The sequence below is a fragment of the Bizionia saleffrena genome (assembly GCF_008086175.1).
Lineage (GTDB): Bacteria > Bacteroidota > Bacteroidia > Flavobacteriales > Flavobacteriaceae > Bizionia > Bizionia saleffrena.
The window spans coordinates 283820-306890 of sequence record NZ_VSKM01000001.1; the positions used below are offsets into that span (position 1 = coordinate 283820).

At 32.6% G+C, this 23071-nt stretch carries 17 protein-coding genes and 1 tRNA gene; 6 read left to right on the plus strand and 12 right to left on the minus strand.

Going from position 1 to position 23071, the window contains the following annotated elements:
* Window positions 1–112: 112 nt before the first annotated feature.
* The gene (locus ES676_RS01250; RefSeq protein WP_246130269.1) at window positions 113–1552 is read right to left on the minus strand and encodes a curlin; all 1440 of its coding nucleotides are present in this window, start codon (window positions 1550–1552) and stop codon (window positions 113–115) included.
* Between the two features lie 293 nt (window positions 1553–1845).
* Entirely contained in the window at window positions 1846–4032 is a 2187-nt protein-coding gene (locus ES676_RS01255; protein ID WP_148368216.1) for a glutamine synthetase III family protein, read from the minus strand.
* A gap of 187 nt (window positions 4033–4219) precedes the next feature.
* Between ES676_RS01255 and ES676_RS01260 the strand changes: the two genes are divergently transcribed.
* Window positions 4220–5236, plus strand: a complete 1017-nt coding sequence (locus tag ES676_RS01260) for a glutamine synthetase beta-grasp domain-containing protein (RefSeq protein ID WP_148368303.1) — start codon at window positions 4220–4222, stop codon at window positions 5234–5236.
* An 80-nt stretch (window positions 5237–5316) separates the two neighbouring features.
* Here the strand turns inward: ES676_RS01260 and ES676_RS01265 are convergent, their stop codons facing one another.
* A complete protein-coding gene (locus ES676_RS01265; protein WP_148368217.1) occupies window positions 5317–6273 on the minus strand; it encodes a calcium/sodium antiporter in 957 nt (318 codons plus the stop codon).
* 168 nt (window positions 6274–6441) lie between these two features.
* Between ES676_RS01265 and ES676_RS01270 the strand changes: the two genes are divergently transcribed.
* Entirely contained in the window at window positions 6442–6801 is a 360-nt protein-coding gene (locus tag ES676_RS01270) for a BlaI/MecI/CopY family transcriptional regulator (protein WP_148368218.1), read from the plus strand.
* A gap of 2 nt (window positions 6802–6803) precedes the next feature.
* Window positions 6804–8627 carry a M56 family metallopeptidase gene (locus ES676_RS01275; RefSeq protein ID WP_148368219.1) on the plus strand — a complete coding sequence of 608 codons (1824 nt, stop codon included), beginning with the start codon at window positions 6804–6806 and terminating at the stop codon, window positions 8625–8627.
* Between the two features lie 88 nt (window positions 8628–8715).
* On the opposite strand, the gene ES676_RS01280 is transcribed toward ES676_RS01275, so the two are convergent.
* Window positions 8716–10704, minus strand: a complete 1989-nt coding sequence (locus ES676_RS01280) for an endonuclease (protein WP_148368220.1) — start codon at window positions 10702–10704, stop codon at window positions 8716–8718.
* A gap of 768 nt (window positions 10705–11472) precedes the next feature.
* Between ES676_RS01280 and ES676_RS01290 the strand changes: the two genes are divergently transcribed.
* Together ES676_RS01290 and ES676_RS01295 are read left to right on the plus strand one after the other, a co-directional pair.
* Window positions 11473–11549: transfer RNA gene (locus tag ES676_RS01290), tRNA-Arg, on the plus strand.
* A 177-nt stretch (window positions 11550–11726) separates the two neighbouring features.
* Window positions 11727–12026 carry a hypothetical protein gene (locus ES676_RS01295; protein WP_148368222.1) on the plus strand — a complete coding sequence of 100 codons (300 nt, stop codon included), beginning with the start codon at window positions 11727–11729 and terminating at the stop codon, window positions 12024–12026.
* Between the two features lie 253 nt (window positions 12027–12279).
* Here ES676_RS01295 and ES676_RS01300 read toward each other — a convergent pair whose 3' ends face one another.
* From ES676_RS01300 to ES676_RS01335, 8 genes are all read right to left on the minus strand, one after another.
* Window positions 12280–13065, minus strand: coding sequence for a hypothetical protein (locus ES676_RS01300; RefSeq protein WP_148368223.1), 786 nt, complete (start codon window positions 13063–13065; stop codon window positions 12280–12282).
* Window positions 13066–13207: 142 nt separating this feature from the next.
* Window positions 13208–13789 (minus strand): hypothetical protein, encoded by a 582-nt coding sequence (locus ES676_RS01305; protein WP_148368224.1) that lies wholly within the window; start codon window positions 13787–13789, stop codon window positions 13208–13210.
* Between the two features lie 18 nt (window positions 13790–13807).
* On the minus strand, window positions 13808–14743 hold the full coding sequence (locus tag ES676_RS01310; protein ID WP_148368225.1) for a DUF6371 domain-containing protein: 936 nt from the start codon (window positions 14741–14743) through the stop codon (window positions 13808–13810).
* Window positions 14744–14747: 4 nt separating this feature from the next.
* Window positions 14748–16241: a DNA primase family protein gene (locus ES676_RS01315; protein WP_246130270.1), complete on the minus strand. Its 1494-nt coding sequence runs from the start codon at window positions 16239–16241 to the stop codon at window positions 14748–14750.
* 3 nt (window positions 16242–16244) lie between these two features.
* On the minus strand, window positions 16245–16667 hold the full coding sequence (locus ES676_RS01320; RefSeq protein ID WP_148368226.1) for a hypothetical protein: 423 nt from the start codon (window positions 16665–16667) through the stop codon (window positions 16245–16247).
* The gene (locus ES676_RS01325; protein ID WP_148368227.1) at window positions 16667–17008 is read right to left on the minus strand and encodes a helix-turn-helix domain-containing protein; all 342 of its coding nucleotides are present in this window, start codon (window positions 17006–17008) and stop codon (window positions 16667–16669) included. The genes ES676_RS01320 and ES676_RS01325 overlap by 1 nt, the downstream gene beginning before the upstream one ends.
* A gap of 109 nt (window positions 17009–17117) precedes the next feature.
* Window positions 17118–18065, minus strand: coding sequence for a hypothetical protein (locus ES676_RS01330; RefSeq protein WP_148368228.1), 948 nt, complete (start codon window positions 18063–18065; stop codon window positions 17118–17120).
* Window positions 18066–18148: 83 nt separating this feature from the next.
* Entirely contained in the window at window positions 18149–19444 is a 1296-nt protein-coding gene (locus tag ES676_RS01335) for a tyrosine-type recombinase/integrase (protein WP_148368229.1), read from the minus strand.
* Between the two features lie 490 nt (window positions 19445–19934).
* Between ES676_RS01335 and ES676_RS01340 the strand changes: the two genes are divergently transcribed.
* Entirely contained in the window at window positions 19935–23069 is a 3135-nt protein-coding gene (locus ES676_RS01340) for an Eco57I restriction-modification methylase domain-containing protein (protein WP_148368230.1), read from the plus strand.
* Window positions 23070–23071 lie beyond the last annotated feature (2 nt).

A 23071-nucleotide genomic window follows, 5' to 3' on the forward strand; every position in this document is an offset into this window, starting at 1 on the left:
TATTTATTTTAAAAAAAAAGAGGGCAACCTGCTATATAGTGCACCCTCTTTTAATATTAGATTATTTTAATATTTCAACTTTTTATTATTAATAAAAAACTGAAATTAGATATTAACATCCATCACATGGTGCATCAATATTAAATGTTGGTACTGGAACTGGACAGCTAGGGTCTAATTCTGTCTCAAAACCACAATCTATACCATCTGTTGCAAAGTTACCGTTAGGACCTAATTGCAATACATCAATTACGTTGTTACCGTTAGACCAAGCATCATTTAAGTTCTGCTCAGCTACATAGCTTTGTCCATCTCTTTGAACAATTAAGATTTGGTTATCGTGACCTCTTTGAGCACTTGTTACAGCGTTCTTATCACCCATTTGCCATGTATTTAATAAATTAGCAGTTCCTCTTTGTGTCGCCATTGCATAGTTTTTATCACCATGTTGTTCTTGTCTAGCTTTGTTGTCATTACCTAATTGAACTAATCCAGCCTCGTTCTTGTCACCATCTTGACGTTGTTTCGCATAGTTATTACCACCTGCTGAAGTACCCCAATTGTTTTGAACAATTAAAGCATCGTTATTGTCACCGTCAACATCTTGCTCTGCATAATTACCGTCTGTTGGAGCATCTGCACCGAATTGGAAAATTGATGATTGATTAGATTCACCATTTTGATTTTGAATAGCTAATGCATTGTAAGAACCTGGACCGTTAAAAGTTCCAACTCCAACAACAGCATCAAGAGCAGATACATCTCCGTAAAGAGCTGTCGCATCTTGAGCAATCGCACCGTCATTACCAACTGTACCCTGATTAATAAAAGCCTCGTTAGCATTCGCACCACCACCACTTGCAGTATTCACTTGCGTTTGATGAGACTCATTACCGTTACCAGTCTGAGTTGAAGCAGATCTATTACTAGCACCGGCACCACTTTGTGTTACATGACTCTCGTTAAAGTCTCCATACTGCTCTACTAAAGCTGAATGACCACTAGAGTTATTAGGCCCTGCATTTTGGTTAATGTTAGCTTTGTTGTTATCTCCTTCTTGAACAGTTCTAGCCTCACTGTTATCGTAAGTCTGTAGAGTTAACGCCTTGTTGTTAGCCCCATCTTGCTCAATCGAAGCGTAATTTTTCTCCGCTTGTTGTCCAGTACCTTGACGTATTTTAGCTCTGTTGTTTTCAGACACACCTAAAGTACCTTCTTTTAAACCTTGTTGAGTCACAGCGTGGTTTTTATCACCTTCTTGCTGAGTCGTCGATTGGTTATTTGTACCTAGCTGTTTAACCATAGCAGCATTTTTGACACCACTAGTAGCTTGAACAGCTCCTGTTTGCCAAATACGTGCAGCGTTGTTACCTGTACCTAATCCATTATCTTGTTCAGTATATACAGATTGTTTAGTCCCAGCTTGACGAACCCATACTTTGTTGTCATTACCATTTTGGTAAGATTCCCCAGCATTCGCTGATGAAGGTGCTTGTGATAAAGGTGTTGCGATAGTCGGACTAATCGCACTTCCATCCTTGTTATCTAACATGGTAGATGGATTCTGGGCCATCATAGCGCCCGTAAATAATAGTGCCGAAGCACAAAGAATTACTTTTTTCATAATTAAATATATTGATTAATAGCATTGTAAAGATATGTTTTATTTTCAATGAAACATATTAGCTAACGTAAAAACCAAGCTTTTTAACACTTTATTCGACTACTAGAGTCCAAAAATCGTTAAAGCGCATTTTTGTGTAAGAAAAAAGCTACTAATTTGTTGTGACACAAAAAAGGCTTCGATTTCTCGAAGCCCTATATACACTGTCTTTATACGTATATCTACGTAGTAAAGAGTAATTCTCTATATTTAGTTAATGGCCAAAGTTCGTCGTCCACCAACAATTCTAATTTATCACAATGATACCTAATTTCATCTAACATTGGTTTCACCTCATTACAGTATACGGTAGCCTTTGTTTCTAAATCTTCAATAGTATTGGCGTCTTTACGTTTATTAATCATTTTGGTAACTGTTGTATTAATAACGTCTACGTGCTCCGAAATATCTTCAATCAATTCTAATTGCGCGTGTGCCACCCTTTTAAAATCGGCTTCATATATCGCTTTTAAACCTTGCACATTACTAATTAACGTATTTTGATACTTAATAGCGGTTGGTACAACATGATTTCTAGCTAAATCGCCTAGAACACGTCCTTCAATTTGAACACGTAAAATATAGTCTTCCATTTCTATATCGTAACGCGATTGTACCTCAACACAATTCATAACCCCAACACTCTTGTACAACGCGATGGTTTTCTCAGATATTTTAGCTTTTAAGGCTTCCGGTGTTGTTTTATTATTACTTAACCCTCTTCTAGCCGCTTCTTTTTCCCAAGCTTCACCATAACCATTACCCTCAAAAAGAATATTAGATGATTTTTTAATATACTCTCGTAATATATTAAAGATTGCTTCATCTTTCTTCAATTCTTTTTTAGAGATTAGCGCATCCACTTCACTTTTAAAATCCACTAATTGTTTTGCTACTATAGAATTAATTACAGTCATTGGGTTAGCACAATTTGCTAAAGACCCTACGGCTCTAAATTCAAACTTATTACCTGTAAATGCAAATGGAGAGGTACGGTTTCTATCTGTGTTATCTAATAGAATCTCTGGTATTTTACCAACCACGTTTAATTTAAGATCTGTTTTTTCTTTTGGAGATAATTTACCATTGGTAACGTTTTCTAATTCCTTTAAAACGCTGGTTAATTGCTCTCCTATAAATATCGATATTATTGCTGGCGGTGCTTCATTCGCTCCCAAACGATGATCGTTACTCGCCGAAGCAATTGTTGCTCTTACTAATTCTTCGTTATCGTGTACTGCTTTTATTGTATTTATAAAAAAGGTTAAAAACTGAAGATTACTCATTGGCGTTTTACCGGGACTTAATAAATTAACTCCTGTGTTTGTACTTAAACTCCAATTGTTGTGTTTTCCAGATCCGTTTACGCCTTTAAATGGCTTCTCGTGGAAGAGCACTTTAAAGTTATGACGCTCTGCAACTTTGTTCATAACATCCATTAATAATGAATTATGATCGACTGCTAAATTTGCTTCTTCATATATAGGTGCTAATTCAAACTGATTTGGCGCAACTTCATTGTGTCGTGTCTTTAAAGGAATCCCCAATAACATACATTCTATCTCCAAGTCTCGCATATAAGCGTTTGCACGTGATGGAATGGTTCCAAAATAATGATCGTCTAATTGCTGACCTTTGGCCGAAGAATGCCCTAATACGGTTCTTCCGGTTAATAAAATATCTGGTCTCGATGACACTAAAGCACTATCTATTAAAAAATATTCCTGCTCCCAGCCTAGAGACGCATTTACCTTTTTAACATTTTTATCAAAATATTTACACACGGCCACCGAAGCATTGTCAATAGCAGCCAATGCACGCAATAACGGTGTTTTATTATCTAAAGCTTCCCCTGTATAAGACACAAAAACGGTGGGTACATACATAGTAGTGCCAAAAATAAATGCTGGAGATGTGGGATCCCAGGCACTGTAACCTCTAGCTTCAAAAGTGTTTCTAATCCCCCCATTTGGAAAACTAGATGCGTCTGGCTCTTGCTGCACTAGCTGACTACCTCCTAATTTCTCGATTGCACCACCATCATCAATAGTTTCAAAAAAGGCGTCGTGCTTTTCTGCAGTCGTACCTGTTAAAGGCTGAAACCAGTGTGAGTAATGCGTAACCCCTTTTGATAAAGCCCAATCTTTCATAGATTGCGCTATTTGATTGGCTATATTTCTATCTATTTTCGTCCCTTTCTCAATAGCACTATTTACACTGTCAAACGCATCTTTTGTCAGTGATTGGCGCATCGTTTCTTTATTAAATACGTTTTCTCCAAATAACTCAGAGCGCCGTTTTCCTTCTATAATTTCAACCGGTTTTCGATTTAAAGTTTCTTTAATTGCAAAAAAGCGTAATGTAGACATAGATTCTATTTATTTTTTTACAAATATATAAAAAAAATGATTTTATCTGACAGTTTTTATTTTCACCCCTATAAAATTTAGGGGTAAAACCCTATTTAATCAGAAAAACGAACTTTTAATTGTGTTTTTTCATAGTTAAAACCAAAATCGCATATATTTGCAGCCTTAAATGATAATACTATAAATGATGAGTAAATCTAAATTAGAATACATCTGGCTCGATGGTTACGAGCCTACTCAGAATATGAGAAGCAAAACTAAAGTAGAAGATAACTTTAGTGGAAAATTAGAAGACTGCCCCTTATGGTCTTTTGATGGCAGCTCTACCCGGCAAGCTGAAGGCACCGCGTCTGACTGCTTATTAAAGCCGATTGCTATTTACCCAGACCCCGCACGAAAAGAGGGTTATTTAGTAATGACAGAAGTTTTAAATCCTGACGGCACCCCTCATATTTCTAATGGTAGAGCACTAATAGATGACAACGAAAACGATTTCTGGTTTGGTTTTGAACAAGAATACTTTATAATGGACAGAAAAACGCTGTTACCACTTGGTTTTCCAATTGGAGGCTACCCTGCACCTCAAGGTATGTATTACTGCTCGGTAGGTGGCAGAAATACGCACGGTAGAAATGTCGTTGAAGAACACGCTGATTTATGTATTGCTGCGGGTTTGAACTTTGAAGGTATTAATCAAGAGGTGGCTTCTGGACAATGGGAATTTCAATTATTTGCTAAAGGTGCAAAAAAAGCTGGAGATGAAATTTGGATAGCGCGCTATTTACTAGATCGTTTAACCGAAAAATATGGTTACTATATAGAGTACCACCCAAAACCACTTGGTGACACCGATTGGAATGGCTCTGGAATGCACGCTAATTTCTCTAACCACACACTGCGTACTTGTGGAAGCAGAGAGACTTACGAAAAAATATGTGAAGCATTTAGGCCCGTTGTAAAAGAACATATTGCTGTCTATGGTGAGTTTAACGAACAACGTTTAACAGGAAAACACGAAACGGCTTCTATTGACGATTTTAGTTATGGCATTTCAGATCGTGGCGCTTCAATACGAATTCCAATTATTACGGTTCAAAATGGCTGGAAAGGATGGCTTGAAGATAGAAGGCCCGCTTCTAATGGTGATCCTTATAAAATTGCAGGACGCATTATAAAAACAGTAACTTCTGCGAACATTACATAATTTACAGATTGATAATTCCGCAAAAAAGGCTTTCAACATACCATTGAAAGCCTTTTTTGTTACTATAATACTATTAATTTTTATACAAAAGCAAGATAGATAAATGCGATATACGCTACGACCAGAAACAATCCTTTATAGCGACTAATTTCTAAGCGCTTCGGAATCGCAATTAAAAGGATTAAAATAGCAGAGAAGCCAATCATCCAAAAGATATCGCTATTAAGTATTTTGGCATCCGTAATTGGAATTTCTTTTATAATTGCTGTAACTCCTAAAACGGAGCCAATATTAAAGATATTAGAGCCAATTAAATTTCCTAAAGAGATTGCTTTCTCTTGTTTCGCAGCTGCAATTACAGAAGCTGCCAACTCCGGCACGCTAGTACCAATTGCGATAACTGTTACCGCTATAACGGCATCGCTAACACCTATGGCAGCTGCTAATTCTTTTGCCCCATCGACTAACCAAACAGAACCAAAATAGAGGGCTAAGGCCCCTAAAATTAACCAGGCAAAAACCTTTCTATTACTAACCATTGCCAAAGCCTCGTCTACCTCCTCAGGAATTTCAGTTTTTGAAGCTTTATTTACTTTTCTAGAATCGCGAACAAGCACAACTAAAAACACCATTAAACCTACCAATAAAATCACCCCTTCCATTCGAGATAACAAGTTATCGTTGTACATAAAGTAATATAAAACGACAGAAAAAATCATCATTGCAGGCCAGGTTAGTCTGTAAAATGTTCTATCTACCGTCATTGCCCCAATCACTGCAGTAATACCGAGCACTAATCCTATATTAGCAATATTAGACCCCACCACATTATTAATAGCAATGGCTGGTGACCCTGATAACGCCGCGTTTAAACTTACTAATAATTCTGGTGCAGAGGTTGCAAAGGACACCACCGTCATACCAATAACCAATTTAGAAATACTAAACTTGAGAGACAGGCCTACTGATGCTTTTACTAAGAAGTCACCCCCAATTACAAGTAGTATTAGTCCTGAAATCACCCAAAATATGCTCATTGTTCTATTTTTTCAGCGAAGATACTATAAGATTTAATAAGGACTATTTAGACCTGATTATTTTATTAACGACAATTAATAAAAACGACCAAACCAGTTATGTAACTATAAAAATAGTTGTGTAACTAGAATTATAGTTTTATGTTTGTAACTATAAACCAAAAAACTATGCAAAAACTAACTAATAAAGAGGAAGAAATAATGCACATATTATGGGCCTTAGAAAAAGCATTTGTAAAAGAAGTTCTAGCAGAAATAAAAGACGAAAAACCACATTATAACACACTTTCTACTATTATTAGAAATCTAGAAGAAAAAGAATATGTTGCTTATAACGCCTATGGAAAAACCCACCAATACTACCCTATTATTTCGAAAGAAGCGTATAAAAAACGTTTTATGACAACCGCCATAGAAAATTACTTTAACAGCTCGTATAAAAATATGGTATCCTTTTTTGCTAAAGAAGAAAAAATTAGTGTAGACGAGCTTAAGGAAATTATTGATTTAATTGAAAATAAAAAATAATTATGGACTACATCGTTAAAGCAAACGTTCTACTAATTATTTTCATTCTGTGTTACAAGCTATTTTTACAGAATGACACTTTCTATCAAGCCAATCGTTTCTTTTTATTCTTTGGATTAGTTTTATCGTTAACCACGCCTTTTATAATTATCCCCATTGATGTTGAAATGATTGCTAATACTAATGGTCTTCATTTTGCAGCATTTAACACCTTGTCACAAGAGACTGAATCCGTTTCTAAAGCCTTTAGTTTTTTTACCATTTTAAAATGGATCTACAGTGCAGGAGTGCTTTTCTTTTTAATTCAATTCTTAATTGAATTAGTTTCGGTATTCAAAATTATTAAAACGCATAACACACTAAAAGAAGAGGGATTCACTTTCATTAAAACAGATAATAACTATACTGCTTTTTCATTCTTTAAATATATTGTTTACAATCCAAATCACTTTAAAAACCAAGAGCTTACTTCCATTTTACTACACGAAAAAATTCATGCGAAACACTGTCATTCTATAGATGTTTTATTTGTTAAACTTATTTCTATCTTCTTTTGGTTTAATCCTATGGTTTGGGTTTACAAAAAACTTTTGCATCAAAATTTAGAATTTATTGCCGACGATATAACGGCTTCTCAAATCGAAAATACTTCCAGTTATCAAAACTTACTATTAAAAACCTTTTTGTCTAATCCGCAATTAACGGTGGTTAATACTTTTTATAATTCATCAATCAAAAAACGAATCATTATGTTACAAAAATCAAAATCAAATCCAGTTAGCGCTTTTAAATTCGCCATTGTTTTACCTTTTTTAGCTCTTTTTTTAATGAGTTTTAATACTGAAGACGTTTATGTGCTTTCAAAAACAGATCAGACTACAAAACTATTAAGCGATCAAAAGGAATTTTTAGTCACTCCCAACACTTCGGATGATGAACTCTCTATCATCGAGGATTACTTTAAACCAACAGAAAGAATATTAAAATTCAAAACCGTAAAAAGGAATACTAATAATGAAATAACACATTTAATTTTAGCTAGCAGAAGTCCTTCAAACAAGACACTTATAGACCATCTGAATATGAGTGATGATGCTTCAAAAGAGCCTATCAAATCGTTCAAATTAGCATTAAGCGATGACGGCAAAGGAATAAAATTCGCTAGTTTATTGCCTGGGGGAATTGAAGAGTTAATTATAACAGAAAAGGTGACTGTAACAAAGTTTAGTCCTAACAACGAGAAACAAGAAACAAGCAGTACTGAAAAGAAAGAAAAAAAGGAAATCATCACCTATTATTTGGAAAACAAAGGCGATGATTTAAAATTAGACTCAAAGAAAGAAGAAAACACAAACTATACCTTTAAAATAAACACCGCAAAACACCTCAGTAAAAAGAGCAAAGTGAAAATTACTGAAACAGGAGAAACACCTTTATATATAATAGATGACAAAGAAGAGACTAAGGAAAAGGCAGACCACCTAAACGCAGAACTAATTGATTCAATTAATATTTTAAAAGGAAAACAAGCACTTACGAAATATGGCGATAAAGGTATAAATGGCGTTGTCATTATCACCACCAAAACGTATGCGAACAAAAAAAATGCAAGCGTATTTATAACGTCATCGAAAACAGAAATCACTCCGAAAGACATTAAAGCGCCACTCTTAATTTTTATTAATGACAAAGAAAGTACTCAAGAGCAACTAGACGCGATAAACCCTAATTCTATTGAAAGCGTAAACGTACTAAAAAAAGAAAAAGCATTATCTCTTTATGGTAAAAAAGGAAAAAACGGCGCTATTATAGTTAAAACAAAATAAGATAATAGTCTAAAGCCATACTTTTAACCAACTAAAGAAAGCCCAAACATTTAAAAGGTTTGGGCTTTTACATTGCTTTCTTAAATAACTATTTCACTATAAGCTTCTTTATTACCGAATTAGTTTCAGCATCTATTTTTATTACATAAATACCCGCAGGTAAATTGAGCTCTAAATAGGTATTGCCAGAATAGTTTTTGGACGCTATTTTTCGGCCTTGAGCTGTAAAAACAGACAGCATATACTTGTTTTTAATTCCAGCAATATAGACTCCATTGGTTGCAGGATTTGGATACATTTTTACACTTATAGAAGTAAAACTATCTACAGTTAACGTTGCGTTCCAAACATCTCCGCTATTATCTCCCCAAATATATTCGACTAAATCTGGATGATCTATAAATGGATTTCGGTTGATTTGCCACGTGTAAACGACGTTATTTCTATTCATTTCAAAATCGTCTGGCGGATCATTTCTGTGCCAGTCTAAAAGTGTTGCTAAATCCCCCATTTGCCCTGTTACCGAAGGATAGCCGTTAACCACCTCTAGGCCATTATAACGCAGCGCTAAAAACAAAACGCTCCGCGCCACATCGCCTTTAAAACTACTTAAATTCCCTGAAGGGCCATTGTATTGTCCGTAATGCTGATTCCCTCGACTACTATTTTCCGGACCATCGGCAGCACGTAAAGCATGTGCATCGGAATTAGCGTGACGCAATGAATCTGCATTAGTAATCCAATATACATCTTTACCATCGGCAATCTCATCCAAATCGATACTTCCGAAACCGCCTAAAGATCGCGGAAACGTATGTTCTCTATTCCATTTACCAGTACTACTACCCAGCACTTGATAATCTAATTTTGGTCTTCCTTGCTCTCTGTAAACCAACCAGACCTCATTACTATTTGCTGGATTCACGTCGGCTTCTTTTAATATTTCGATAACATCTGTATACGTTTGAGCCCGCACCGTTGATTGGTCTGCAACTATATTTTGTAACGCCTGACGTAAATCTACGCCCGAGAAACCGTTTGCACTATCATAATACCCATCAGGTTGTGTGCTTTGCACAATTAAAGGATTTGGTATTGGGTTTGGATATGGGCTAGCCGTTGGACTACCATAATTAGCAATAGTAAAATCGTTATCTACAACGCGCCGCAACATATAATTATTGGCAATATATGGCAGTTGAAGGTCTAAAAAACGCACTACAAGTTCCTCATCACCTTCATCTAAAGTGTCTTCTATAATCGTCAGTGGCACACTGACTGTCGTTTGGCCATTTAGCATAGTTACGGTTGTGTTTCCTGTAAAATCGGAAACATCAAAAGTGCCATTATCTAAAGAAAAACTAAAGGTTAGATCGCCATCGATAGCCGTTTCGGTAGTAAAAACAATAGTGATACCATCGCCTTCGTTATACTGCTCTTGCGCTGTAGAAATGGTAATTGGGTTATGCACATTTCCTGAATTATCATTTAACACGCGAGGAGTTGGTACACCGATTGCATAGCTTATGCCATCGTTATTTAACTGAATAGAATTCGTATTATTACTAGCGCCTTCACTTACCTGGATCGTTTCACCTAAAAGCGCTAAAAGCCCATTGTCGTCTGCATCATTTGTACTGTAAACCAAAACATCAATTAAATTAATTGTGGTTGCAAGCGTACCCTCTATAAAATCGTCCATTTGTGCTTGGTAAATCGCCACGGCATCGGCGCCATTTTGAATAACGTTAGGCGGAATAATTAACTGAGGAAGAGGTGTAACCGTCTCACTCCCTATTAAAAGCAATCCGTTATCATCGGTGATACTTCCGTTTAAATCAATTCTGAAATAGCTAGAATCGCCTCCCGAATTCGAACCATTAAACAACACAATAATATAGCCGTCTAAAGAAAAATTGGGTACAATCTCTAAACTTGACGGATTGATAGACTTAATTTCTATAAACTCCTTATCGTCCAAACCCGTATTATCGCAGTCTAATTCGTTAATTACGAGTTGCGCTATTCCATATTGTGACCATAGCAGTAAAAGAAATAGAAGCGCATTTTTTTTCATAATTAAATGTATTACAAGGTTAATTAAAAGGCCTATGTCTTTTACTTTAAATAGCGTAACCCATAGACTTATAACGGTTTAGTAATATACTCAATTATTGGCAATACTAGAAAAACACTTTTTTTACACTTTTTTGAAATGATAAGTCGTCAGTTATTAAAAACACCATAAAAGAAAGGTACGGCAAAAGCACTGTTCTCTATACTTAAATTAATAAAAGGCCTTATTGAAACGCTCTATCTTTTAAATATAACCGAAAAGATTTATAATTTCGGCTTATTGCTCTTGTCTTTGCAAGAGCTGATGAGCGATAAAAACCAATTAACTAACAATAGTAAAACAGAAATAAATGATTAGATTGTGTTACAATTATATCGAAAATGGCTTAAAACACACTCTAAAAATGAATTTAGAAGACATTTTGCACTATTTAAAAGCTAATAGATGATTGCAAGGGAATAATTAATACTATAATTTCACCACTAAATTAACACCACCAACGCGTAATACCGTATTGCAACTATGAGGAAAACACTATTTAAACTACTTGCAAAAATTAATAAAAGCGTATTGCCGAGCTACACTAAAAAGCGCCTAGATTTAAGCAAAGCTACTAAATTACAGATGGTTATAATGGGATGGAAAGTCTACGTCACTAAGAACGCTTTAGATTAAATAAAATAATCTTACTTTTCTATTGAAAGTTCTATAAAAAAGTAATACATTTGCACCCGAAACAAGCTATTTATGGCATTATTGTTTCAAAATGGCCTCGTGGCGCAACTGAATAGCGCACTTGATTACGGCTCAAGAGGTTACTGGTTTGAATCCAGTCGAGGTCACCAGTAAAACCAGTACTTAACAGAGTTTTTGTTAGTACTGGTTTTTTTATTTTCACACTATTTTCACACTTTTTCAGAATTAAGGTAGTTTTAAAACATAGTATTAATCATTCTTTCTCAACTATAATTTCTTATTTTTATATTTAATTGTTTTTATTTGTTATCTAAATTATAAGAAATATGAAATTATTTTTAATTGGACTTATATTTTTATTATCCTTTTCTTGTACTAATCAAGGAATAGATATTCATTTTAACGATAAATCAGCAAAGAAGATTGTTTATACTCAATGTGAAAGAATGAGTACAGAACTTTGCGAGAAGTTTAAAAGAGAATATAGGGAAGTACTTTTTCTTAGTGTCCGTGGTCAACAAGGAGATGTTGCAATAATTAGTAATTATGAAAAATCTAAAGAAAATGTTACGATACAAGACATTTTAAATAGAGCCATTAATTTAAGTAAAAATGACTCATTGTAAATTGTGATTTTTTAATATGAATACTTGTCGAGAAAGACTCCAGTTTTGAAACTGTTTATATTTGTGATTGTATTTAGTTTTACATTATAAACTACCTCAAAGAAATACATACCAGTAGCGTATATTAAACAATGCTCTTTTATTTATGCATAAGTATCTAAATGAATTCCTTTCTAATTGAATATGTGCATTCTCTCGCTCTAATCGAGTAAGTTAAACTCGTATAGCTTCATTGTTTAAGAAGATTATGATTTTATAATGCTGTTTTAGTTATTACTTTATAGTACAATTGATTATAATAGATTTCATCTCCAACATTGTAATCATCTTCCAATACTATTGTTTGAGTATCTGTTCCTACTTTAGGTTTGACATCTAAAATTTCGTAGGTGTTATTCTGAGGATTAGAAACAAACAGATTAGGGTGGTTGGAAAGATTGACATTACTTTCGGAGTATGTAAATTTCGTTGGTTGTGAAGTGTATCTGTTTTCTAAAAATACTCTTTGCCTTTTGTTATTCTCCCATTGAGGTTGTAAATTAACAAAATTAATATAATTTACGTGGGAATATACATTTGATGGGGATGGTTGAGTAACGCTAATTATTTGAGCTATCTCAACCTGTATAGAGAAGCCATTTAAATAATCTTTGTTTAAATCAATCTCTAAAGTGTCTATTGCATAACTTCTCGATTTAGATGTTCCGACAAAAGCAGGTATGACGTTTGAATATGCTTCTACTTTACCGCCTATTGATTTTTTAATGTCGTAATGATAACCTGTTGTAATTTCAATTCCATTTCCATTTTCATTGTTTACTTGTTCGTCATTTGAAGAGCAGTTAAAAAGTAGAATGGAAATTATTAATGTAGCAATTATTTTCATAATGTTTAGTTTTTTAAATAAATTAATTTGTTTGCGATGTTGTTGTTTTTTGTTAATTAAAAAGGTTTGATTTTTTTTAGTTATTGTCTTTAGTGAAATTCCATAAAAAGTTAAAAAATAAAACTTTTGGAAAGTGCTGTCTGCAGTTCTCACAAAACAAAGGTTTTTTATCGTGTTCTCGCATTCCTAAATCATAAGCGCAACTTTAACAAAATTCAGCCATTATAGATACTGGTTAAAGGTTGAAGTAAATATAAGTTTTTTTTTTAAACCTACATTTACTACACTATCTACATTAATTTATTTTAATATCCATAACAGAAACTCTTTCAGCTTTAGCAATTTTAGCAATTAAACTTAAGTAACGTTTAGTAGGTTTGCCTTTATACGTTTTTTTAAAGTGCTTAGAATAAAGTTCTTCATAAAGTCTATCTAATTCAAAACAAGCGCCGTAAACCTTATCCAATCGCCGAAAATATTTACTATAAGTTTGCTTTGTATACAGACCACCTTTAATAGCTGTTCTGTGAATGAACTTACCTTGTATTAAATGTAATATCCTGCATCTTTTTCCAGTATAAGGACAAATAAAATACCAAATTTCGCCTTTACCTAAGTTAGAATGTGTAGAAACTAAACTAATATTAATATCATAAACCTCATCATTGCTTTTGTAATTAAGGTTTAAATATTGAAAGTCGCCAGTAATTACAACTTTGATAGTTAAACTACTTGTAACTTCATTGAAACTGTTACGCCACCTAATTACTCCACTTTTTGTTTGACCACGTTTTAAATATTTCCATTTTGTCAAGTTCGTGATGCTAATATTTCTTAATTCGTCAAATAACGTTGGAAATGTATATTGTTTTGGCATAGTGTAGAATTTTGAAACCTAAATCTCTAAGGAACGTTTTATATTAATTAAATAATCTGCGAGGTCTAAACCTTGCTCTATCTCTTCGTCTGTGGCATTATCTTTTAATAAGGTAGAGATTCTAAATGTTGCTAATTTTGTTAGAGTTTGGATCTGGTTATTCCATAAATCAAAACAGTTTAAATCAGGAAACAAAACCACGTTGCGCCCTTTTAAACATCTTGTTTTGGCTTCATTCAGATTATTAACAGAACCGCAAGCCAACCAAATAAACTCAGGTAGGAATACACTTGAGAGTATTGCTGTTTTTTCGCTCTCTACTATTGCAACTGGTTTACTTGTATCTTCTTTTAATAGATGCTCTCCAAAATAGCATTGCTCCAAATTAAACGGCTCAAGCCTTAAAGCCTTATGCACCCAATTAATATAATTATAAGGCTCTTTAATTCTTTTGCCGTTAATAGAATTGTAAAGCATAATTTTTCCACTTCTTATTCTGCTGTTATTATCTACTTGCCAAAATACAGTTGCACCATTCCAAAACTTAGAAGTGCCAATATTATATTTTTCTACTAATTCCTGAGCCGTTTCATCATTCCAAATGTTAGACAGAAACTCAACAAAATTATTTTGGCTTTTACTGACTTTGCTCTTTTGCATTAGTTCAGCATCAATAAAATTTGTTTTAGTTTTTGGTACTGGCTTGAATTGATTAATACGATTGTTCCCTGTTGAAGTTTTAAATGAAATATTATTATCTTGAAAATATTGCTTTGGCTTATAATGATAACCGCATTTTATTAATCTATTACAGCAACCAACGGCATCATTTAAATGCTCGTTGGTATGTAAATCAATATACTTGGTAAACACGTTGTTTTTATTGCAGTTAGGACAGCGGAAGCGTGTTTTCATTCCCTTGTAAGGTTCTAATGTGTATCTGAGTTCTTTCATAGTGCTAAAAGTCTGTTTCGTTCACGTCTTCACTTTTACGCTCTATAAAGACAGCATTTCCATAACTTTTTCGCCTTACTATAAAATCATTCTTTTTTAACCTGCTTGAAAATGTACGTAGAGAACATAAGCCGTAACCACTATCTAAACAGTAACTTTTATACTCAGCGTAAAGGTCTTTTAGTGGTCTGTCATCTGCAACCGATTTTTGGTAATTCTCGTCATCAATAAACATTAGTACGCTGTCGCTTTCCTTTTGATATTGTAGAATTTCATTTTGTACAATTTGACTATCTGTAAAGTTTTTGTTTTGTAACAGCTGAGTTAAGCCATTTAAAACCCAGTTAAAGACTCCAGATAGCTCAGTTTGAATTATACGTTTAGCAAGGTCTACATCTTTTTTTTTATCAGGTATGGCTACTCTAAAAGGTAGAATTATAAACCTACGAAAAAACGCTCTTGTATTTTCAGTTTCTTTTGGCAACTCATTACAATTAAACATAAAGCGTGCATAATCTGTAATTATCTGAGTATTTTTATACAATAACCTCGCTTCTACTGGTTCGCCTGAGATGAGAAGCTTAAAAACATTGCTTTCTAATTTCCCATTAATTTCCGAGCCGTAATTAAGTAACTTATTAACTAATTGCGCTCTTGAGTTTCCATTCTCAGCTGTTAAGGATTGTAAAGAGTAGTTTGCTACATTTTGACTTCCTAATAATGCCATAAGCACATCAAACAAAACACTTTTTCCATTTTGACCTGTACCATATAGTAGTAATACTTTTTCAAGCTTTAAAACGCTATTCTTTACAAAAATGTAACCTAAATACTCAGCAAGTATATTTTGTAATTCCTGCTCAGGCAGAACCTCATCTAAAAACTTTTTAAACTGGGGTGCTGTTGCTTCGCTATCGTAATCAAAAGGTAATTGATAGGTCAAAAAATCTGACTTCTTAAACGCTCTTAAAATCTGTTTCTTTTGTGATATTTCAAACGTGCCATTGTTTAGATTTATTAAAGTAGTTCCGCTGTTTGGCTTAATTTCTTGAAGCCCTGCATCTGCTAAAAATTGCTTATACAGTTCTTCTTTAAATAAGTGGTGCTTAGCATCAAATTTATCTACACTCATTTTTAGTGCTGTACTACCTAAAAAATCCTTAAAGGCTTCTTCTTCTACACTTTCCCAGTACTCAGAATTGAACAAATAAATAAAGTCACTCTTACGGCATAAACTAAAACCATTATCGTTTACAGTTTTTAGAAGTATCTCAATACAAGCAACTAAAAAATGTTTCTTTTGTAGTTTGTCTTTGTCGTTATCCAGTCTGCAATATTCTCTAAAATTTACTGGCTCTACATTTTTAAGCATCTCAGCTAATATATTAGCAACTGAGTTTTGTTTTAAGTTTTCTTTGTCCATTTGCACGGCTTCTAATAGTGTTTCTGTTTCCTTTAATACCTCATCAATACCAATACTTATTTTTTCTATTTTCATCGCCTAAAACAAGTTTAATTGGTTTGACTGTGGCAATAACTCTAAATCGTTCCAACCATTAGAGTTAGTAGAAACGAATTGTACGTTATTAGAGCCAGTAGTCGGACATTTTCCGACCATCACAACTTTTAATAGTTTTCTTTTTTCGCAGTATGACTTAACTTCACATAAGTATTTGTGTGGTATCCCTGTAATTTTAGAAACCGTCGCTACTGTTGTGGTATGTTTTTTTAGATAATTATAGAAACGGTTTCTATATTCTAATCTAAACACATTCGCTAAATATGGTAAACTAAAACTATTACAAATCTTAGGTTGTTCTAAAACATCAATGTATTTTGATTGTGCAACAAACGCTTTTAATTGCTCTATTTTTTCGTTATCTTGCTCTTGTCTTATGTTAGAGCTGTTATCTTGTTTACTCATTATTTCAGCTCTTTATTTTTGTTAGACAAATACTTATCTGTTTCAGCTTTCAACTCGTTTAGAGTTTTTTGCTTTCCAGTTTTTATCCAATCTTCAATAATTTCAGATTTGAAAAAATAAAGTCGATTACCTTTTTTATGATAGGGTATCTCATTTCGTTGCACGTAGCCATAGAGAGTAGGCACGCTTAAGTTTGTTAACTCAGCAACTTCTCTAATTGTTAAAGGGTTGTTTTGCGTCTGTGGTTTAGCCGTGGTAAGTATTAAGGCTTTTAATTCCCTCACTTCGATTGTGAGTGTTGCAACTACATTAGGTAATTGCTCAAATTTTAGTGCTTCCATTACAATGTTATTTAAATATTTATGTAATGGTATAAGTTTATTACTGAGCTAAAAACAGTCAAAGGGTTTTAGGTTTCTTTTTAGGCTTGTTAGGTCGGTTTTAAGGTTTTTACTTAGCAAAATCAGTGTAGTCATTTTCGTTAAACCCATGAAAAGCTTGATTTAAAATATTAAAATATTTACGTTTAATCTTTGTTTGATTAGATTCTACTTTTCTATTATAGAAGTAAAAATTATAAAATATTTTTCTGACTGTTTTCTTTGTGATTCCTTGGCAATTAAAATCTTGTTTAATTGGTTTTTTATCAATAAATACAGATTTTATAAAAATTAAAAGTTGTTCTTGAGTCAGATAGAACTCATTATTTTTGTTTGTTGTTTTAGTTAATACATTAAAGTGATTATAAACATCTGTAATCTTAATTTTTGGAATAAGGTTGTTTTGAAGGTCTTCTAAATCTTTATTAGATAAATTGTATTTTCTGTTATCTTTAGTTGGGCTTGACTTAATCTTAAATTCATTTTTTTTACTCTCAGCTTCTTTTTTTAAAGAATTTTTCAAAAAACCCATAGCAAAATAAAACGACAAAAAAGCAAAGGGAAAGACTCTTTTTCTCATTTTCTTATAGTCTTCAAAGCTGTCCATTCTCTTTAAAATAGGATTAAATGCTTTATACGTTGGAACCTCCCAATTATTGTTGTGGTATTGAAGTGACGCTAACTCATTAAAAGTTTCCTCTAATTCCATATTTTCAAAAACTTCCATTTCAAAAAGGGCGACTTTAACTCTCTCTGTTTCGAAATCATTTGTTAATTCCGCTAAGTAGTTCAAAATTTCTATATTAGAATATTCTCTTTTGTATTCATTATTTAATTCGTGAATAAATCTTTTTAATTCCAAATTATCAATTTCATTGGCGAGCTTTTTCAGTTCGTGGATAGTGCCTTTTATTTCATGATCATAGTTTATCAGGATGGTATGCTGTTCAATTTCCGCTAAACCGCTAATTTTCGCTAAAAAATCTGAGAAACTTATGTTGTTCGGGTTTAATATCATAACTTTTTTTATGTAGTTAATGTAGTAAATGTAGGTCAGAATAAAAACAAAATATCGCAAGTAAAATAAAGAGTTGTTTTTTTTTAAAAATCAAGCAAGCTATTAGCAAATTCTTTTTTTGCATCATCTTCAAAACCTGCAAAATAATTCTTTGTTACGCTGAGGTCACTATGATTTAAGGCTTCGCTTATAAACTCCATAGATGCGCCTTTACGAAGTGAATTAGTAGCGAATGAGTGTCTTGCCCAATAGGTGCTTAAATCGTTCGGCAAATCGTTTGCTTTAGCTACTCTTTTAATATGGTCGTTAATGTAGCGAGTGAAGTTTTTAATCTTTTTGTATTGTGCTAAACTATCATCTTTAATATCAATAATACTAAACACAAAACCGCTTTTAACTTCATTACCATAATCTGCAATTACTTGCTTTGTGAAGTCGGTTAAGAATATTGTAATAGTTGTTTTTTCTGCTGTCTTATCAAATGTTTTTGCTCTATAATAAGAAAACTTATCATCTTTAATATCTGAGTATTTTAGTAGTGCTACATCTTTTAAATTCATTCCATTACAAACGTAACTAAAAAACCAAAACGCTTTTGCTTTGGCTTCATTTTCATTTTTGACCTCAGCATTAAATAAAACTTTTAATTGAGTAGAAGTTAAAGCTTTCTTTACTTTCTTAGTTTTAGGTATTTTATACTTCCCCGCTTTTTTAAGTCCAAAAGGATAAACCTCTTTATTAATATCATTACTTGCAATAGCATTGTTAAAAACCACTCTCAAGGTTCTTGTATAAATTGAGATTGTAGTGTAGCTTTTACCTTTAGAAACCATAAAACTTTCATAATCGTTTAACCAGTCTGCTGTGATAGTTTCAAAAGTCAACTTATCTATTGCGCATTTTTTCTCATTCTCGCTAAATTCTTTAAATGAATTAAGAGTGTATTTGTAACTTTCAGCCGTTCCGATTTTACCTCTTTTAATATTCTCTTTTATTACTTCTTCAAAATGATACTGAACGTTGTTTTTATCTGAGGACTTTCTAAAGAGTTTCATTTCAAACTTTTTAAAATCAAAGACTGTCATTTGTTCAGCAACTACATTTGCTCTTTTCTCAATATCCTGAAGCTTAAAAAGTATTTCTTTATTCTTACCTCTTAATTTTTTGTTTTCTGCATTTATCCAAATGGTATCAAATTCTTCTTGAGTTAAATCTATTCCAGTAGTAAAGTATCTTACTTTTTTAATATTATTGAGTTTGTTGTAAACTCTTAGTTTAATATTAAACTTTCCGTTTTCTTTTGCTCGCCTTTTTTCAAAGTAAATAGATATTATGTAACTCATTGTCTTATTGTTTAAAACAAAGATAATCGTTTTCACACTATTTTCACACTTTTAATATTAATAAACAAGTAACAGATATTAATAAAAAGCATTACATTTGCATTATATTAAGGCTTTAAGGCTTGTTTAGTAATGAACGAATAACTAACAAATAAGCAAATACTTGATTACGGCTCAAGAGGTTACTGGTTTGAATCCAGTCGAGGTCACTACTAAAACCAACATTTACAAAGCTTTTGTAAATGTTGGTTTTTTTATTTTCACACGATTTGCCCACAATACCCGATTTAATTAGAGTTTTTGCAATGAATAATATCTCCGAATTCATTTAAAGGTTTAACCTCTACACCTCTCCTATTTTTTAGAACCATAGCTCTATTAGCTCAAACTTTAATTAGTTTACAGCAACTACACCTTGTGCCTTCTGTTAGCTAACTCGGAAAGCAAATAGTTATTTACGGTAAACCATAATGGCAACTCAATATATATTCCTATTTTTAAAGATTAAATAAACCTATAGCTATTAATGTCATTATTTCAAACCTCAGTATTAAAGCAACATTTAAGTTTACAAGATCAAGATGTTATTGCTAAAGCCTACAAAAAATATACTAAGTATTTCTTAAACCCAACCATTCAAGAAAATATACGTGGATCTAAAGAAGAAGAATATCAAGGTATATTTCTAACAGAGCTATTTGTAAATATATTGGGTTACACATTAAAACCTAATGCAGACTTTAATTTAGTAGCAGAATATAAAAACCAAAACAACGCACGTAAAGCAGATGGCGCAATATTAAATAACGATGTTGCCATTGGTGTAATAGAATTAAAAGGAACAAACACTAAAGATTTAGAGAGCATACGTAAACAAGCATTCGATTATAAAGCCAATCAAAAAGGATGCGTATATGTAATAACCTCAAACTTCGAGAAACTACGTTTTTATATAAACGATGCTACAGAGTTTGAAGAGTTTAACCTTTTCGAATTATCTCCAGAGCGTTTCGCCTTATTTTATTTATGCCTACAAAAAGACAATGTTTTAAATAATAATCCCTTAAAAATAAAGGAAGCGTCTGTAGTTGTAGAAGAACAGATTACTAAGCAATTTTATAAAGATTATTCTTTATTTAAAAGAGAGCTATTTAGAGATTTAGTAAAACGTAATGTAAAAAGAATTAAAACTGAAGCGTTATCGCGTGCAAACCAATCGCAGTTAACAGAAGTAGAAAACGAAGACGAAAAAGCAGAACAGCTTAAACTAGAAAAAAATGTTAAACTAACATTATTCAAAAAGTCTCAAAAACTAATAGACCGTTACCTCTTTATATTCTTTGCAGAAGATCGTGGATTGTTACCACCAAACAGCACACAGCAAATATTAGACAAATGGAAAGATGATGTAGCTTTTGGCGACGATAGACCGCTTTACATACTCTTTAAACAATACTTTAATTTCTTAGATCAAGGAAGAAAAGGCACAACTAGTAGAGCCGAAATATACGCCTACAATGGTGGTTTGTTTAAAGAAGACAAAGTGTTAGATAGCTTAGAAATAGACAACCAATTACTTTACAAACACACCAAACAATTAGCAGCTTACGATTTTGAAAGCCAAGTAGATGTTAATATTCTTGGGCATATTTTTGAAAACTCACTAAACGAAATTGAAAGCGTTAATGCCGAAATTGAAGGTGGCGATTTTGATAAACAAACATCCAAACGAAAAAAAGATGGCGTATTCTACACCCCAAAATACATTACCAAATACATAGTAGAAAATACAATAGGTAAACTTTGCGACGAAAAGAAAATTGAACTCGATTTTAAAGAAGAAGAATATTTTAAAGGCAGAAAAAACAGAAATAAAGCAACTATTACAAATTTAGTTGTAATACTAGATACTTATAGAGATTGGTTGCTACAACTAACTATTTGCGATCCTGCTTGTGGTTCTGGTGCTTTCCTTAACCAAGCATTAGACTTCTTAATAAAAGAACACACCTATATAGATGAGTTAAAAACAAAAGTATTAGGTGGTGGTTTACAGTTTCCAGATATAGAAAACACCATCTTAGAAAACAATATTTATGGTGTAGACCTTAATGAAGAATCTGTAGAAATTGCCAAACTATCCTTATGGCTACGTACAGCACAACCACGACGTAAATTAAACGATTTAAGTAGTAATATTAAATGTGGTAATAGTTTAATAGATAGTAAAGCCGTTGCAGGCGATAAAGCCTTTAATTGGGAAGAACAATTTCCTAAAGTATTTGAAAAAGGTGGTTTTGATGTGATTATTGGGAATCCGCCTTATGTTTTTACTCGTGGAAATACTCATTTTGAATTAATGAACGAATACATATGGAAAAGGTATGTGTATAATTCGGGGAAAATTAATTTATATAGCGTATTTATGGAGCTATCTATGAATTGTTTGTTGAAGGAAAATGGATATTTAGGATTTATTACACCTGAAACTTTTATTAGAACAAGTACTTATCAAGATATTAGGAATTTTTTAATTGAAAGTAAGTTAATTAATGAAGTTCATATATACGGTATGGGTGTTTTTGAGAATGTTACAGCTGAAACCGTCACGTTAATAGTTCAAAATAAGTATGTAAATAACAATAAAGTTTATTTTTATAAATATGATGATTTAGAAAATAAGTCTGTTTTTCAAGAAGAACAGTTTTCATTTAGGGAAACACCGCAAAATAGATTCTTATATGGAAGTGATTCTGGTGAAAAACAAATTTTTGATAAAATGAAATTGAACTCAAATTTTGTTTTAGGTGATGTTATAGACGTAAGAAATGGGATTGCTACGAAGTCAGGAAAAAATAGTTTTATTTCAGATAATAAAGTTAATGATGATTATAAAAAGTTGTTAGAATCACCTGATTTGTCAAGGTATGGTTTCATTTGGCCAAATAAATATATTAATTATAATCCTGAGGTATTACATCGACCAAGAAAAGAAGAAACTTTTTTAGCTGATAAGATATTACTTCAGAGAGTGTCATCTAGATTGATTTGCTCTTTAGATGTTGATTCATTTTACACATTTAATTCTATAAATAATTTAGTCGTAAAAGATGATAATGTTACTTTGAATTATATATTGGGTATTCTAAATTCTAAGCTAATGGACTTTTTTTATCGTAAAAACTATTCTTTAGATGCAGGTTTTACAATAACAGTTACTAAAGCAAATTTAGACTCACTTCCGATTGTTATTATAGATTCAAAACTGTTTGAAGATAGCGTAAGTAATATAGTTGAAAGTAATAGAGGTAAGAATAAATTAAATTTAAAATTTCAAAAATATCTTCAAGGGAAATTCAGTTTAGAAAAACTATCAAAAAAACTACAGAACTGGTACGAGTTAGAGTTTGGAGACTTCATAAAAGAGTTAAACAAAGCCATAAAAGCAAATAACAAACTACGTATAAAAGAAGATTTACAAGAAGTAACAGAACTAACCAAAAAAGACGAGTTTGAGTGGTTAGACCTTTTTGAAGAAAACAAGCAAAAAGCACAAGCGCTACAAACCCAAATTAACCAAACTGATAAAGAAATAGACCAAATGGTTTATGAGTTGTATGGGTTGACTGAGGATGAAATTGTAATAGTTGAAAACTCTTAACT

Coding starts and splice junctions, on each gene's coding strand:
- ES676_RS01250 (WP_246130269.1), bottom strand. CDS start 1,552: ATGTTAGATAACAAGGATGGAAGTGCGATTAGTCCGACTATCGCAACA.
- ES676_RS01255 (WP_148368216.1), bottom strand. CDS start 4,032: ATGTCTACATTACGCTTTTTTGCAATTAAAGAAACTTTAAATCGAAAA.
- ES676_RS01260 (WP_148368303.1), top strand. CDS start 4,220: ATGAGTAAATCTAAATTAGAATACATCTGGCTCGATGGTTACGAGCCT.
- ES676_RS01265 (WP_148368217.1), bottom strand. CDS start 6,273: ATGAGCATATTTTGGGTGATTTCAGGACTAATACTACTTGTAATTGGG.
- ES676_RS01270 (WP_148368218.1), top strand. CDS start 6,442: ATGCAAAAACTAACTAATAAAGAGGAAGAAATAATGCACATATTATGG.
- ES676_RS01275 (WP_148368219.1), top strand. CDS start 6,804: ATGGACTACATCGTTAAAGCAAACGTTCTACTAATTATTTTCATTCTG.
- ES676_RS01280 (WP_148368220.1), bottom strand. CDS start 10,704: ATGAAAAAAAATGCGCTTCTATTTCTTTTACTGCTATGGTCACAATAT.
- ES676_RS01295 (WP_148368222.1), top strand. CDS start 11,727: ATGAAATTATTTTTAATTGGACTTATATTTTTATTATCCTTTTCTTGT.
- ES676_RS01305 (WP_148368224.1), bottom strand. CDS start 13,789: ATGCCAAAACAATATACATTTCCAACGTTATTTGACGAATTAAGAAAT.
- ES676_RS01310 (WP_148368225.1), bottom strand. CDS start 14,743: ATGAAAGAACTCAGATACACATTAGAACCTTACAAGGGAATGAAAACA.
- ES676_RS01315 (WP_246130270.1), bottom strand. CDS start 16,241: ATGAAAATAGAAAAAATAAGTATTGGTATTGATGAGGTATTAAAGGAA.
- ES676_RS01320 (WP_148368226.1), bottom strand. CDS start 16,667: ATGAGTAAACAAGATAACAGCTCTAACATAAGACAAGAGCAAGATAAC.
- ES676_RS01325 (WP_148368227.1), bottom strand. CDS start 17,008: ATGGAAGCACTAAAATTTGAGCAATTACCTAATGTAGTTGCAACACTC.
- ES676_RS01330 (WP_148368228.1), bottom strand. CDS start 18,065: ATGATATTAAACCCGAACAACATAAGTTTCTCAGATTTTTTAGCGAAA.
- ES676_RS01340 (WP_148368230.1), top strand. CDS start 19,935: ATGTCATTATTTCAAACCTCAGTATTAAAGCAACATTTAAGTTTACAA.